General features: G+C 56.6%; 14 protein-coding genes. 5 read left to right on the top strand and 9 right to left on the bottom strand.

The features are described from left to right. Positions 1-10: 10 nt before the first annotated feature. Positions 11-931, top strand: coding sequence for a LysR family transcriptional regulator (locus tag AC0J42_RS14905; protein ID WP_473006757.1), 921 nt, complete (start codon positions 11-13; stop codon positions 929-931). A gap of 33 nt (positions 932-964) precedes the next feature. Here the strand turns inward: AC0J42_RS14905 and AC0J42_RS14900 are convergent, their stop codons facing one another. Further along, positions 965-2,068 carry an alkene reductase gene (locus tag AC0J42_RS14900; protein ID WP_473006756.1) on the bottom strand — a complete coding sequence of 368 codons (1,104 nt, stop codon included), beginning with the start codon at positions 2,066-2,068 and terminating at the stop codon, positions 965-967. Between the two features lie 237 nt (positions 2,069-2,305). On the opposite strand from AC0J42_RS14900, the gene AC0J42_RS14895 reads away from it, so the two are divergent. Both AC0J42_RS14895 and AC0J42_RS14890 read left to right on the top strand, forming a co-directional pair. Beyond that, complete coding sequence (locus tag AC0J42_RS14895; RefSeq protein ID WP_473006755.1) at positions 2,306-2,749, top strand: nuclear transport factor 2 family protein; 444 nt, start codon at positions 2,306-2,308, stop codon at positions 2,747-2,749. A 56-nt stretch (positions 2,750-2,805) separates the two neighbouring features. Beyond that, the gene (locus AC0J42_RS14890) at positions 2,806-3,450 is read left to right on the top strand and encodes a DUF2268 domain-containing putative Zn-dependent protease (protein ID WP_473006754.1); all 645 of its coding nucleotides are present in this window, start codon (positions 2,806-2,808) and stop codon (positions 3,448-3,450) included. A 226-nt stretch (positions 3,451-3,676) separates the two neighbouring features. Here AC0J42_RS14890 and AC0J42_RS14885 read toward each other — a convergent pair whose 3' ends face one another. From AC0J42_RS14885 to AC0J42_RS14875, 3 genes are all read right to left on the bottom strand, one after another. Next, positions 3,677-4,546, bottom strand: a complete 870-nt coding sequence (locus AC0J42_RS14885; RefSeq protein ID WP_473006753.1) for an HNH endonuclease — start codon at positions 4,544-4,546, stop codon at positions 3,677-3,679. Further along, positions 4,543-6,126, bottom strand: coding sequence for an AAA family ATPase (locus AC0J42_RS14880; protein WP_473006752.1), 1,584 nt, complete (start codon positions 6,124-6,126; stop codon positions 4,543-4,545). The genes AC0J42_RS14885 and AC0J42_RS14880 overlap by 4 nt, the downstream gene beginning before the upstream one ends. A 166-nt stretch (positions 6,127-6,292) precedes the next feature. After that, positions 6,293-6,628, bottom strand: a complete 336-nt coding sequence (locus AC0J42_RS14875) for a hypothetical protein (RefSeq protein ID WP_473006751.1) — start codon at positions 6,626-6,628, stop codon at positions 6,293-6,295. Between the two features lie 597 nt (positions 6,629-7,225). Between AC0J42_RS14875 and AC0J42_RS14870 the strand changes: the two genes are divergently transcribed. Then, entirely contained in the window at positions 7,226-9,310 is a 2,085-nt protein-coding gene (locus AC0J42_RS14870) for an ATP-dependent nuclease (RefSeq protein ID WP_473006750.1), read from the top strand. After that, positions 9,307-11,295 carry a UvrD-helicase domain-containing protein gene (locus AC0J42_RS14865; protein WP_473006749.1) on the top strand — a complete coding sequence of 663 codons (1,989 nt, stop codon included), beginning with the start codon at positions 9,307-9,309 and terminating at the stop codon, positions 11,293-11,295. The genes AC0J42_RS14870 and AC0J42_RS14865 overlap by 4 nt, the downstream gene beginning before the upstream one ends. A gap of 395 nt (positions 11,296-11,690) precedes the next feature. Here the strand turns inward: AC0J42_RS14865 and AC0J42_RS14860 are convergent, their stop codons facing one another. From AC0J42_RS14860 to AC0J42_RS14840, 5 genes are all read right to left on the bottom strand, one after another. Then, positions 11,691-11,906: a DUF3077 domain-containing protein gene (locus AC0J42_RS14860; protein WP_473006863.1), complete on the bottom strand. Its 216-nt coding sequence runs from the start codon at positions 11,904-11,906 to the stop codon at positions 11,691-11,693. 370 nt (positions 11,907-12,276) lie between these two features. Then, entirely contained in the window at positions 12,277-13,281 is a 1,005-nt protein-coding gene (locus AC0J42_RS14855) for a DMT family transporter (RefSeq protein WP_473006748.1), read from the bottom strand. Between the two features lie 54 nt (positions 13,282-13,335). After that, the gene (locus AC0J42_RS14850; protein WP_473006747.1) at positions 13,336-13,563 is read right to left on the bottom strand and encodes a TauD/TfdA family dioxygenase; all 228 of its coding nucleotides are present in this window, start codon (positions 13,561-13,563) and stop codon (positions 13,336-13,338) included. Next, positions 13,517-13,933: a TauD/TfdA family dioxygenase gene (locus AC0J42_RS14845; RefSeq protein ID WP_473006862.1), complete on the bottom strand. Its 417-nt coding sequence runs from the start codon at positions 13,931-13,933 to the stop codon at positions 13,517-13,519. Before AC0J42_RS14845 ends, AC0J42_RS14850 begins: the two co-directional genes overlap by 47 nt. Before the next feature lie 32 nt (positions 13,934-13,965). Then, positions 13,966-14,583 carry a gamma-butyrobetaine hydroxylase-like domain-containing protein gene (locus AC0J42_RS14840; RefSeq protein WP_473006746.1) on the bottom strand — a complete coding sequence of 206 codons (618 nt, stop codon included), beginning with the start codon at positions 14,581-14,583 and terminating at the stop codon, positions 13,966-13,968. Positions 14,584-14,591: the final 8 nt, after the last annotated feature.

The following is a 14,591-nucleotide window of genomic DNA, read 5'->3' as shown; positions in this document are numbered from 1 at the left end:
GGATTCCACAATGCCCACCCCAAGCTTCGACGGTATCAGGGAGTTCGTGACCTGCGCCCGTACCCTCAGCTTCACCACCGCGGCCCTCGAGCTGGGCGTCACCAGCTCCGCCGTCGGCAAGAGCGTCACCCGCCTTGAGGCCCGCCTGGGCGTCAAGCTGCTGCACCGCAGCACCCGCCGCCTCATCCTCACCAGCGAAGGCGAGGCCTACCTGGCCAGCTGCCAACGCGCCATGGATACGCTGGCCGAGTCCGAGAGCTTCCTCACCACCGGCCAGCAGGAGCCCGTGGGCCGGCTGCGCGTCGACCTGCCCGCCGCCTTCGGCCGCCGGCACATCGTGCCGACGCTGGTCGCGCTGTCGGTGCGCTACCAGCAACTGGACCTGTCGGTGAGCTTCAGCGAGCGCCTGGTCGACATCATCAACGACGGCGTCGACCTGGTGGTGAGGATCGGCAACCTCAAGGACGATGGGGAAATTGTTGCGCGCAAACTGGGCAGTCAAAGCCTGCTGATCTGCGCCACCCCCGACTACCTGGCCCGACGCGGCACGCCCCAGGTCGCCGAGGACCTGCTGCACCACGACTGCATCGTCGGCTGGCGCAACGGCACCCGCAAGACCTGGATGCTGCTGCAGCCCAACGGCAACGTGGTGGAGCAGGAAGTGTGCGTGAAGCACGAGATGGGTGACGGCGAGATGCTGCTGGACATGACCCTGGCCGGCGGCGGGCTGGCGCAGCTGCCCACCTGGCTGGTGCAGGACTTCATCGACGAGGGCCGGCTGGTGCCGGTGCTCGACGCCTATGCGGGCGCCGAAATGCCGATCAACGTGCTCTGGCCGCGCACCCGCTACATCCAGCCCAAGGTGCGGATGATCGTCGATGAGCTGGTGGCGCTGTCCCGGCGCGAGGCGAAGGTGTTTCGCCCGGATTGAACAGGGGCCTGCACAGGGCAGCCCCCCGGTTGTTTACTCCGCTGCCGAATAGACCGGATAGTCCACATAGCCTTTGGCACCACTGTTGCCGTAGAACGTGGCGCGGTCCGGCGTCGCCAGCGGCCAGTCGTTGCGCAGGCGCTCAACCAGGTCGGGGTTGGCAATAAACGGCCGGCCAAAGGCCGTCAGGTCCAGCTCACCCGTCTCCAGCGCCCGCTGCGCCGAGTCCCGCGCAAACCCACCGGCAGCAATCAACGTGCCCTGGTACGACGCCCGGAACGTGCGGGCAAAGCCCTCCGGCATGCCCTCGGCACCAATGGTCAACTGGTCGCTGAGGTGCACATAGGCGATGTCGCGCTGCTGCAGCGCCTTGGCCACCTGCACCCAGGTCTCGGCTTCATCCTCGAACGCGGCCATATCGAACAGCCGGCCAAACGGCGAAATACGCACGCCGACCTTGCCCCGGCCAATGGCCGTAGCTACCGCATCAACGGTCTCCAGCAACAGCCGCAGGCGGTTCTCGATCGAGCCACCGTACTCATCCGTGCGGTCATTCACCGTAGGGTTGATGAACTGCTCGAACAGATAGCCGTTGGCGCCATGAATCTCCACGCCATCAAAGCCCGCCTCGATGGCCCGCCGCGCCGCCAGCACAAAGTCCGCCACCACGCCCTTGACCTCAGCCGTCGTCAACGCCCGCGGCACCGACGCCTGCACCGGTCCCGGCTGCCCGTGCTCGTCATAGGCATATGCCATGGAATGGGCGGCCTGCTTGCCGCTGGCCGACACCGGCGCCTCACCCTCGGCCTGCAGCGTGGTGTGCGATACACGCCCCACATGCCACAGCTGCGCAAAAATCCTGCCGCCCTCGGCATGCACTGCAGCGGTCACCGTCTTCCAGCCGTCCACCTGCGCCTGGGTATACAGCCCCGGGTTGAACAGATAGCCGCGGCCCTGCAACGACACCGGCACGCCCTCACTGATAATCAGCCCGGCGCTGGCGCGCTGGCGGTAATAGCGCTCGGTAAGCTCATCGGGCACCGTCGTCACGGCGCGGGCCCGGGTCATGGGCGCCATGACCACGCGGTTCTTCAGCTGGGTACCAGCCAAGGTGTACGGCGAAAACAAAATACTCATTGGGGTCTCTCAAGTGAAGCGCTGCGATGCGCTGACCCTGGCCACCATACGCACAAACAATGCGCAGATAACCGGGCTCCAAGGCCAAGCAGTCTGGAATGCGCGTCCAGAATCGCCCGGCACACTTCATCCTCCGGAGCTCAAGTGCCTGGAATCCAACCCGGATTATCTTTCCCCTGCGCAGGGTTACAGTAATCACCATCGAGCGTTGCTCGCATCAAACAGAGGTCAAACACGATGGACACCACACTCAAGGCACTGCTCGACCGCGAGGCAATTCGCAACCTGCGCACCCTGTATGCTCACCACCTGGACAGCAACAACATCGCCCAGCTTGACCAGGTATTCACCCAGGATGCAGTGGTGGAAGTAACGGTTGGCCGAATGGAAGGGCTTGACGCCATTCGCGCCGGCTTGACGGACGCGTTCGCGCTGTACGACCGCGATCATCGGGGCAGCTACCCGTTCCTGCACGTGATCGCCAACCACTGGATCAACGTGACCGGGCCGGATACGGCGGAGGGGCGCTGTTACCTGGTGGATTTCGAGACGGCCAGGAAGCCTGACCCGAACCCGTTGTTGTTGCTGGGGGTGTATGCGGATGAGTACCGGCGGGTGGCGGGGGAGTGGCGGATTAGTTGGACGCGGTTGGAGGTTGTTTGGCCGGGGAGTGGGGAGTAGACACCCGTGAATGAAGGTATGCTGCCAGCCTTACTCGTCAAGGACAGAGCACAGGAATGGCATCCATCAATCTCCACTTCATAGACGCCCGCGGCCTACTGGCCGACCACCGCGACTGGCTTCAGGCGCGCCTGACAGCCACCCACCACAAGGCGAGCGCGTTGCTACCGCTGCGCCCGCTGGATGTGATCGTGAAAGCCGGCAACCAGGTTATTCCTGAAAAGGGGCACCTGGGATATTCGCCTGAACCTGGGCTGATCTATTTGACTGTCGATCCAGCAAGTGACGTTTTCAGGGCGAATGAAAATGCCTCGCTGGAGCGGATGTTTGCGCATGAGCTTCACCATGCGGCGCGTTGGGATGGGCCGGGGTATGGGTCGACGCTAGGCCAGGTTCTCGTCTCCGAGGGGCTCGCCGGTGTTTTTGCGCAGGAAGTGTGGGGTGGTTGTCCTGAGCCGTGGGAGCGGGTTGATGTGGAGGTTGTACGGCGGTATGTCGATATGGCGGCGGCCTGCTGGGACCGGGAGGATTATGGGCATGGGGCGTGGTTTTTTGGGGTGGGTGAGTTGCCGAGGTGGTTGGGGTATTCGCTTGGGGGTGAGTTGGTGAGGCGGTATTTGTGGGGGAATGAGGGGAGTAGTGCGGCGGGGCTTGTGGGGGTGGATGCGGGGGTGTTTCGGGGTGGGCTTGGGGGGATTTGATGGGCTTGGGTTCGGCGTTGGTTCGGCGGGTGGGGATTTGGCAGGTGCGACTGAAGATAAGCAATGATTTGCGTTTGTGCCCCAATACCCAAGGTTGCAAGTGTCACCAACCGGACATTTGGGTGTAGGAGATGCAGTCCTTGGCAGACCTTATCGTTTGAGGCAGAAAGCAAAGAAAAACGCGACCGAAAGGTCGCGTTTTTGTTTGTGTAGGCCAACGGAATACTTATTCGAATGCCCGGAAACCCTCGTTGCAGTACCACTCACTGTGGAGAAGCGCTTGGTACATAGCAGTGTCCCAAGCATTCACATGGACAGCTTTTTTTCCGGCCGCAATGACCCGAAGGTGGTCCTGTACTCCGGCTAAGGCGGAGGCCGACCATACCAAGTCGAGCGTGTCCTTGAGATTCGCGAGTTCGTTACTGGCTTCGATAGAGAACCGTGAGGCCAGCTTGTAGTCTCTGAAATGCGCCAACACCCTAGTCTTATCGATCGGATTCCAATCCTCTGGGGGACTCACGAAAAACTCCAGTACGGGCGGGGCGCCCGTAAGCACCCGCGCGTGTAGCCACTGGTCACCGACCATCCGAGGATGCTCAAAATACGGATGGAGTGTTTGTTGGTCTTGCGTGGTCGCGGTGGCGGCATTTTTGCCGGTATTGCAGTCCTTGCAGGCTGGCACCAGGTTCCAAGGCAGAACAGATAATATCGGAAATTTGGCTTTCGGTAGGTAGTGGTCGAGGGTGCTAGCTTGTCCGAACCCGCAGAACGGGCATTTTTTACGCGGAGCCAGACCGAGCAGGTCGGTGTACACCCTCCTGGCAGGCTTCGTGTCAGCGACCATGTGAGAAGAGTAGGTAGCTTTCAGCTCCTTCTTGGTTACCTGGCCGACCACGAGGTCGTCGTTATCACAGTCGATAGCTGGGATCGCGAAGAGTTGATTGATAAGGCCTTTCTGCTGGTACTCTTCCGCGGCAGCAACTACCTCCGCTGTAATGGCTTGCAAGCGGGCTCTCAGATCCTCGTCAGCAATGCTGTTTACGCAGAGATTGTAGACCAGCTGCGGATCCTGAGCGGGGGCGCCGATTGCTCTCATTGATCAGACTCCCACTGCTTGTCACGCGCGATAGTCATGGATCTCAGAAGTGCCTGACCTTCGGTGCCAATCTGACCTCCATAGTCCCCCCTGATTTGCTCAAACGCAGCACCTGTCCGAACGTCGGCGGCGAGGAGCTCATGGAAGCCTGATTTGCTCACCTCCAGACCAAAGACGTGTCGAGTTAGGACGCCAACGTTCTCTGCAAATGTCTCGGCATCCGGACGGTCGACTGTCGCTGTCTCGCCACTCCTGTTGATAATGGACACACAAGACTTTGGCACTTCCTGCAGGACTACAGGTGAATGGGTAGCAATGATGGCTACAGCATTTCGCGCAGTAAGCAAATCGGACAAGGCCCGGGTGAAAGCAGACAGCAGAGGGGGGTGCAGGTGGGTTTCTGGTTCATCAACCAACACCAGCGTTTTCTCGTCAACGGTTTCGACGAGCTGGGTAATGGTCAGCAGAACAATAGCGTGGCCAGAGCTCATCCCTTCGAACATGGTCGTACTACGTCGGACGAACTCGGCCTTGGTTTCTGATCCATCGGCGTCAAAAACCTCAATCAGCTGAAGGAGGTTCATTTCCTCAAAATTGAAATCAGATTCGAGCTTGTGAATAGCCTTGATCCACCGTGCTCTTTTTGCGCTAAGGCTGAGGCAGACTTTGAGGCTATCGGCCAAATCCGTGCAGAGGAGGGGCTTGGTTTTCAACCCCCAAACATTCTCTCCATCGGCGGCTAGCACCCTGTGCTTCAGGCCTACGTATCGATATCTCATCCCCTGGCTGGGGTCATCCTGGTTCGGCGGGGGATCAAATGGATCGAACGCGCTGAATGAAACCGACACCACACCTGCAAAGTCATCATTGGTGAGCGGTCGCCTGAAGCTCCACATGTTCTTGTTGAAAAAGCAGCCTTTCGCGTACACCTCATCACTTGGCGTGACCAAGGAGTCAACCATGCCATTCAGTAGGGTTGTTTTACCCACCCCGTTTCGGCCAATCAAGATGTGAACGTTACTGGACGGTTTGACATCTGGATCGACACTGAACTCGAGAGTCAGCGGTGCGATACCGTCTAATCTTGCCTTTTCATAAAAGAAGTCATACGGGGTCAATGGGGCGTCCCCGGTGAGGATCCGCTTAAATTGGTGGTCAATCGTCGTTGGATTCACTGCCCTAAGCAGCGAGGTCCTAAACGCTAACTCTGAAGAGGAAGCCTCCCGACGCTCCTTGGAGAAAGCCACATCACCTAACGCAACGAGGATTGCGTGAGCGTCTTCCGGCGAAAACAGCTCAAGTAGTTTCCGATAGTATTCGACGTCCTGCCCCAAACTGAAGAATTTGGGTTCTAGCGACGTGAATTCATCAGGCATCCCATGTTCTGTCCAGCTTTCAGATTGCCCTTGATAAGCGATCTTCAGGTCACCAACTCTATGTTCGACGCCAGCCCCATCAACGATGATCAGGGCAAATTTGGTTTTGTAGCCGTAGTCGTCCCAGTTATCTACATACAAAACCCCAGAGTTTCTTGCATCCTGCTGGAGCTTACCTCGGTATTGAACCTTGATGAATTTCATGCTCATGACGTCCTTGCTCTCAGGGCACACGCGGCGTGTTTATGGTGTGATGGCCATTTGGCCCCATGCTACCGCATCGATAGCGTCTGAGGAACCTCATGGGATTTAGTGGACTGGTGGAAACAAAAATGCCGTCTGAAAGGGCGGCGCGTAAGGTTATTAAATATTAGAAATTGGCAGCTTTCGGCGGCTGATCTGTTACCTGTGTCGACTCAGCATGGACACTCGCGTTCGGCATCTGGCGATACATGGCACCTTCCCATTTTGCCACTGCAGCACAGGCGATGGAGTTTCCAACTGAGTTGGTGACAGAGCGGCTCATGTCCAGGAAGGTATAGATCGCCATCAGATCTGCGTAGTGATCGACATGTCGATCCCGGTCCCGTAGGCCTGGGCAATAGGAAGCACTGTGAAGGTGCAACGCCATGGCGCCATCGAGGTTGAACGGGTAACCGGCGGCAGCACCAAGCCTGAAGTTACGTTTGGCGCCAAACTTGTTCAAGCAGACCAACAACTAAGAAAATGAGACCACGGGGCTCGTGGTGCAAACGGACAGCATTTCACACCTGACTCGCGTCCCAACTCTTCGCCATCGGCGATTGCGTCTTGCCAGTCCTACCACAGCGTCCGCGTGCTCAACCGATGTCACATCGAACATAATTGTCCTCCTGCGGAGTCAATTGCTAGAAATTGAGTCCGCTTAGTGATCGATGGATATCGGAGGGCAGCGCCTGATTTTTTATCAGACTCGGAACTCGCTCGCGACTCAGATATTAAGCCTTCAGATGTGGTGTCATGGATTGTCCTAAGGTTTTCCCGGTGTACGCTGGCTGCTGGCGCCGGTGCACTGATGGAGCTCTGTCTTTTCAGAGCAACCACCCATGCACTCTGCCTGGCGATGCAATATGGTTGACGGCTCGATAAATAGTACATTTGTACTCCTTCCGATAATTTCTCACTATCGAGGCACTGCTGACCTAATTGGTAGCCTTTCACAGAAATTCATGGCATATAGCTATTGCATCCAGGGATGGGATGGCGCCGGGCTTCCTGCTGACGGGCTCAATCTCTGCCCCAGAACCAGGACGGAGGTAGTACCGTGTATCTATCGGCTTTGCATATTGAGAATTTCCGCCAGTTCGGACGCGACAACCATGCGTTGAACATCCAATTTAACGAAGGCGTGACCGCTCTTGTTGGTGAAAATGACGCTGGCAAGACAGCCGTAATTGATGCGATCCGGTATGTTCTACAGACCCGAGACGCTGAATACCTTCGACTACGAATCGAAGACTTCCACATCGTCGCCGATGGCACTCAGGCTGAAAGCATCACTCTCAGATGCACGTTGAAAGGCTTGAGCCTTGTGGAGCTTGGCGCGTTCGCTGAGTACGTGACGTACCGGGACGGAGCTGGATGCCTTTACATCCATTGGACAGCTCGTCGCGTTGTCGCATTAGCCTCAAGCCGCAAATGGGTTGATATCTCGGTTCGCTCCGGCGAGAACGGCGAAGGCCCGGCTCTGGATGTAGGCATAAGGCAATTGTTGGCCACTGCCTACCTCAAACCCTTACGGGACGCAGAACGGGAAATGTCCCCCGGCCGTAACTCTAGGCTGTCCCAGGTTTTGAGCAGTTTCCCCAATATTGATGCAGGCAACGCGTTCGATCCTGCGGCGCTCCCGACAGACCTCCCCGACGCAGAGGCGCTCAGCATTGCTGGCATGGGCGATTTCCTCCGCCACCTGGTAAACCGTCACACGGCTATCGTTGCTGCTCAGAAGGAGATCAACGACAGTTATCTTCGCCCGCTTTCTCTCGCTGGTCAGCCCCTGGCAAGCCGTATTGGGTTCGGAGAGGCAGGCACAGTTCCGGCTAAGCTCAAGCAGATTCTGGAGCGGTTGGAGCTGGGGCTACTGGATCATGCCACGGGTGAGGCACGCGGGATCTATGGCCTAGGATCAAACAACGTGCTGTTCATGGCCTGCGAATTGCTGCTACTCGGCAAAGAGCCTGATGGGCTTCCGTTACTCCTGATCGAAGAGCCAGAGGCCCATTTACATCCGCAACGTCAACTTCAATTGATGGAGTTTTTGGAGGCCGCAGCACAACCTTCAACAGATCTACGACCAGTTCAGGTCATCCTGACCACACATAGCCCCAACCTGAGCTCGAAAATACCGCTGCAGAACTTGGTGCTGATGCAGCGTCAACAAGCTTTCTCGCTCGCAGAAGATCTGACCTGCCTAGCGGCGGATGACTATCGCTTCCTGAGCCGATTCCTCGACGTGACCAAGGCCGGGTTGTTTTTCGCCAAGGGCCTACTCATCGTCGAAGGTGATGCAGAGGCGATCCTTCTGCCGTCATTGGCGCGCTGGCTGGGCAGAGACCTCACCAAGCATGGCGTATCCATCATCAATGTAGGGGGTGTGGGCCTGCGCCGGTACTCAAAAATTCTGCAACGGAAAGACCCGGCTCTCGGCGAAATTACCATCCCCACGGCATGCATCACCGACATGGACGTCATGCCCGATTGTGCGCCCAAGATCATGGGATTGGAGGGCGTGACCGATACCGCTTGGCCAGAAATGAACAAGCGGCGTTGGCGAGCCAAAAAAGACTTCGGTAGTACGCCAACTGAGGTTGAACAGGGCCTCAAAGAACATCGAGAAAAGCGCACCGTTAGCGATGGTCAGTGCGTTCGAACTTTCGTGTCAGAAGAATGGACGCTTGAATACGACCTTGCGATCAAAGGCCTTGAGAAGGAAGTGTTTCAGGCCGCGTACCTGGCGCTGACAGAAGAACTAATCGACGGGAAGAAGGTGACGAAAGCCAGTTTGCTGGTGAAGGCGGACACTGCTTACGCCAAGATCCAGGCTGACCATGGCCCTGCCGAAGCGCGGTGCTCGGCGATCTATAAACTGTTCAAAAGGGCGTCCAAAGCCATTGCGGCCCAGCACCTGATTGATCTAATCGATGAGCGATTCAAGAAGAGCACTTTAGACCCAACATCGCTCAGAGGCGTGCTGCCTTCTTATGTCGTCAACGCTATTGAATATGCTACCCGGGGCTCTGCGATACCGTCGGGCGCTGGCGCAATTACAGCGGCTCTAATTCCAAGCGCTGTCACACCAGATGCTCCCTTTCCTTGGGCAGCCGATCCCGCTGAAGGGGCAACCGAATGACGTTCAGAGAACTGGTCGACCCCATTACGGATGCCGATGTGGATTGGGTCGTCGAACTCATGGGACTCAAAAAGCTCGACGTGCAAAGACGAGCGTTTTTAAAATCAATGGATACCGTGGACGTATCAGCGTGCCCTGGTAGTGGGAAAACGACCTTGGTCGTCGCCAAACTTGCGATCCTGGCTCGCCACTGGAAGAGCCGTATGCAAGGTATCTGCGTGCTCTCTCACACCAACGCAGCCCGGGAGGAAATTGAAAAACGCCTCGGAGGAACGGAAGTAGGGCAGCGCCTGCTACGTTTTCCCCACTACATCGATACTATCCACGGTTTCACGGGACGGTTTCTGGCCTCACCCTGGTTGAGGTCACAAGGGATATTACTGCAAGCGATCGATGACGATGCCACGCATCGAGCACGCAGAAGGGCGTTGACGTTTAAGGAGCACCTCGGCGTAAAGACCGCCTTTGAAAAAAACCACCTGAAACTTGAGTCGCTACGAATCCGATCGGTCAATTTCGATCAACCGCTAGGCAACGATGACATTGGCTTCGCGCCAGCCACGCCGACCTACAAAAGCGTTGTGAAGTCTGTGAGTAGTGCTGCGAAAGCGGGTTATTTCTGCTTCGACGAGGTGTTCCTGCTCGGGCATGCGCTCCTCGATGCTGAAGATCAAGTGGGTAAAGCGCTGCGCCTACGTTTCCCATGCGTATTGATTGATGAAATGCAGGATACTCAGGCAAACCAGGCAGCGATACTTCAGCGAGTATTCCCGCACGACGAACCCGGCATACGGCTGATTCGCGTAGGTGACCCAAACCAAGAGATCTTCGCGAAGGCGAGCCCGCTGGCAGACCCGTTCCCTGACACCGGGCGCCAGTTGGAGATCGCGAGCAGTTTTCGCTTTGACCAGGCGATCGCATCGATTGCCAACCCTTTCGCTTACGTGCCCATCACAGAAAGGCTGATAGGCCTGCGGATTTCGGAAGGGCCAAACCTCATTCCCAACACTATCATCGCCTTTCCCGATAAGGATGCGACCAAGGTACTGGATGAGTTCGGGAAGCTCACACTGGAGCACCTGCCGGCCGACGCTCGAAAAGCCGGCGTATTTGCGCTGGGCGCCGTGCACCGGCTTGATAATTTTAAAGAGAAACAGTACCCCAAGGCGCTGGAGCATTACTGGCCCTCCTATCGGTCTGACACGACTAAGGCGTCCTTTAGGCCGAGCACCTTCGCTGAGGGGGCACACATTGCTCGCCATTATGCCGCACGGGAAGCTACGTCATCTTCCGCAGTTGAAATGGTCGCGGCATGCCTGGTGGAGCTCGGCACGCTAGCGTTCCCCACCGACCAGGTACATTCGAAAGCAAGGCATCGGACGCTGATCAACCAAAAGCTCGGCACTAAGCCTGACGCGTTTTCCCTGTATCGGGAGTGCCTTCAGCAAATTCTGTTCACCCATGCTGGGGGGCTGGAGCAGCACTGGGCGAGAGTTGTTGCCCCAAAGCTCCTACAGGTCGCTGCCGCGATTCATGACGCCGAGGGCGTGCCTGCTGATAGGGAAAGTCGCCCTTATCTCGCCTGGCAACCGGCGCCAGAAGCGATTGAGACTACAGAAAGCGGTGGTGCGCTGATCAATACCTATCGATACCAGGGAGAGAAGGACGGTGTCGATATCAGGATGTCGTCCATCCATTCGGAAAAAGGCAAAACTCACGGCGCCACGTTAATCCTAGAGACGTTCAGAAATGCCCATCTGATCCATAAGCTCATGCCGTGGCTGCTCGGCAAAAAAACCGCCGTCCGGCCGCTCCCCGAATCTACCAAGAGAGACATGATGTTGATGTATGTCGCGATGACCCGGCCGACGCACATGCTGTGTTTAGCGATACGCCAGAGTAGCCTGGGGAAGGGTGCTGCTGGAGAAAAGAACAGGGCGGCTCTCCGGTCAGCCGGATGGTCGATCTCGGAGCTAACGAGTTAGTACGCCTTGGCATGATGCCTTGCGCAGCCTTTCAAAACACGCCTCGTGGTCATCGTTCAAATGCCCGTATGTGTGATTTGCAGGAGAAAGAGTGGACTGCATGGGCTTATTAGACTGGTTGTTCAAAAAACTATTCCTGGTACGTCCTTGTCGACGTTGAGCGGAACACGGTTCAAGTAGATGATCGTGCCCCAGGAAGTCGCGTAACTCATCACGGCCTTGGCCGCTGAGTGTGCCGTTTTGTTGATCACGGCCGACAGCTTGGCCTGTGGATTACTGCTGACGACCTCTAGCCTCGAGATGTTTTGACTTGCTCATGCGCCCTAAACTTTCAAGGCACATGAGATTAAAGCTCAAACTAGAAGCGAAGAACCAAATACAGCGCCACCAGCGCGCTACATCTCCGCAATCAACGCATCCACCAACCCCTTAGCCCCCTCAATATGATGCAACGCTGACCAAACCAACCCCTTCGAACTCCCATTCCCATCAGTCAACTCATAAGCCGCCTCATGCGCGCATTTCAACAAATGCGACAAATGACACAGTGCATCATCCAGGCTTATCCCAGGGTTCACACTAAAAAACGGCTGCTGCCGGGAGTCCAGCATCCCGAAAGCCAGGCTGGTTGTTTCCACTACGTCACTCACTATATGAATCCCTATGAAGATAGACCGGGTGGCCAGCCAGCAAGGCATAGCCACGGAAAACTCCAGTTGAGCAGGTGACCAAACCCGGCCGCTGTGTAAGCGGCGAGGGGAGGTTAGTCACCTGTCCAGATGGGTGCAAGCGCGAAAATGTAAGCGATTTATTCGATTATCACAGAACTTGTAAGACGTTTCTGAGGAGAATTCCGACAGTTGTATTTCCAGGTGTGTACGTGTTTTTAGGGGGATCACATCCCTGGCGCCTTGTGCCGAACATATGGCGCACGATTGCGAGTGGACTTCAGCGGTGGGGCTCGCCTAATACCGAAGGTTCTTACTGCACCCGATCAACGTGGGTTACACCAACCAGAGCACAGCCTTCCGGTCGTTTCCGACTGAACGCACCGACCCCTTTCACCACCCCGAGGACGATAAAGCCAATGCCAATTGCTTCTGGCACTGTCGGGTATCGGTGGTGAAACGCCAGGCCCAAGCAAGTCGCAAACACCATCTCCATTGAGAGCAGTTGGCTGGCCAAGGTAATTGGCAGGCGCTGGGAGGCGATTGTCCACGCGCCGGCTCCAATAATTGATGCAACTACGGCAAGCATGGCTGCAGGGAGCAAGAGATGGGTAGCGGTATTGATATCCAGATGGAGGCCCGCCTCGCCAATCGTGAATACACCCAGTTGCATCCCTAGCGGGATAGCGACTAGGGTTTGGACGCTGCCTCCGATCATCATCAATGCTGTCCAGACCCAAGCGTCCATGGACGGTCGTCGCGCTAGGGCCTTTTGGTTTGCCAAGCCGAACCACGTCCAGAGTGCCACCGCAGAAATGGATGCCGCGACGCCCAACAAGAGCGTCGAAATGGGCGTATGAACCGGGAGCGTAAGCGTCTGAACGTTCACCAGTATCAGGCCGGTGGCAGCCATGCCGAAGGGAAGGTAAAGGTAGCGCCAAGGCGTACCGCCACCCAGGTTTCCGCTGATCGCAAGTATTACCGGAACAAGACCGAGAAATGCGGGAGCGATGACTGGCCCGGCGTAGGTCGCGGCGATCATCACCGCCATGAAATAGCCTACATAGCCAATGAACCCGATGGCTGCTGCTGCGACCCAGTCTTGCAGGACCAAGCCACGCACGCCCTTGCTGCGGATGGCCAAAATCGACACGCCGATTAGCCCCGAGATGATGAATCTACAAGCGGCCAGGTCGTAAATGGTAAAGTCGCCAATCACCAGCGGTGCAACAAAATTCATCGACCAGGTCAACGCCGCAAAGAGGGCCGCGGCTATTCCCACGGTTGATGTACTGCTAACGCCAAGTGATGGGCTCATGGGGAAACTCATTTGAATGTAAGAGAGGCGGCGACGGGCTGCTCAAGCGATTGTCTATTGCTTACAGGTGCGCGCTAAAACGGCGATCCTGCTCTTCAATTCGGAAGAGTCCAGATAGCAACCTTGGAAAAAACGGTCACCGCTTGAAGTATCAAACCCATTCCTGCCATGCAAAATCCGCCTGTTATTGAAGGCCAGCATTTCACCGGGTTGAAGTTTTATGGTGATGAGGTGATCAGGATGCTCCAGTTGCGCCACAAACAGCCGGATTGCCTCTCGCATCTTTTCCATTCGCGAAGGGGGGCACGTCCAGTGGAGCGGAGGTGCTATTGGACCAGTTTATGTACCGGGGTTTCTTGTGATGATCACACTCGATCAACGGGTGCCTGGCCGTGTAATCACTATCGGCATCCTGAAAGCGATAAGGTATTGTCTCGGAGCACAGGATGTTGTACGCGTCCGGATGGGATTCTTTAAGCTTTATGGCTACGTTCAAGCCATCCGACAACAGCGACTCCCCACCACTTGCTGAATTAATTCGACAATGAAGCAGCTGAAACCCTGGTGGGAGTTCGTAATGCGGCATGTCCGTGTGCAGGGGTAAGTAGTATGAGGTATAAGCATTGCTGTTGGGGTTGGGCTTGGAGCGCACGTCGAAGCTGAATCCAAAGTTGCTAGAACGGATCACTCCGATTTCTGCCCGAACTTAATGCACGCCCCGTCCTCATTCGGCACCCCGCTCACAACTGACCATCCCATTTCGTCCATATTCGATAGCCATTTGAAGAAGTGTTCCTCGTTGTCCATTAACGACTGCCAGTCCCCGCGCAATGGTGCGCGGCCTTTGCTGATGGCCGTGGCTGAAGTATTTCCCGGCTCTGGGCTTGAGGTGTAACAGTGCGCTCGCAACCAGCCCGGGGTGTAGAGGCTTCGATGGCCAGCGTCAGCCGATTGTTGATTTGCGGTCGGCCAGATTATTGCCAAGGCACCGTGACTATCGAGGCTGACTGATAGTGGTTGTATCGTCACGGGAATGCTGAGCGGATGAATGAGACGTTCCATGGATGTTGGGTGACGCGAAGTAGGGGACGGGCAGTTTTCCCGCAACCAGCCATGATGAAAATAACTAAGATGACCGTCGTACCAGGTCACGGCCACATGGGAGGAACTTACTTCGTACGACTGAATCTGGTCGTGCGAGCCATAGTTTTTCAGGTCTGCCATGGCGTTCTGGTGAAACGCGTCGTCCAGAGGCAAAGCTGCATTTTCTGTTCCGCATTGCTTTGCGATTACTGATTTCATGAGTCACA

It is taken from the genome of Pseudomonas sp. Tav-5-1A (assembly GCF_055755055.1).
Note: the sequence above shows the minus strand (reverse complement) of the source record. Positions and strands in the feature narration are given on the sequence as shown.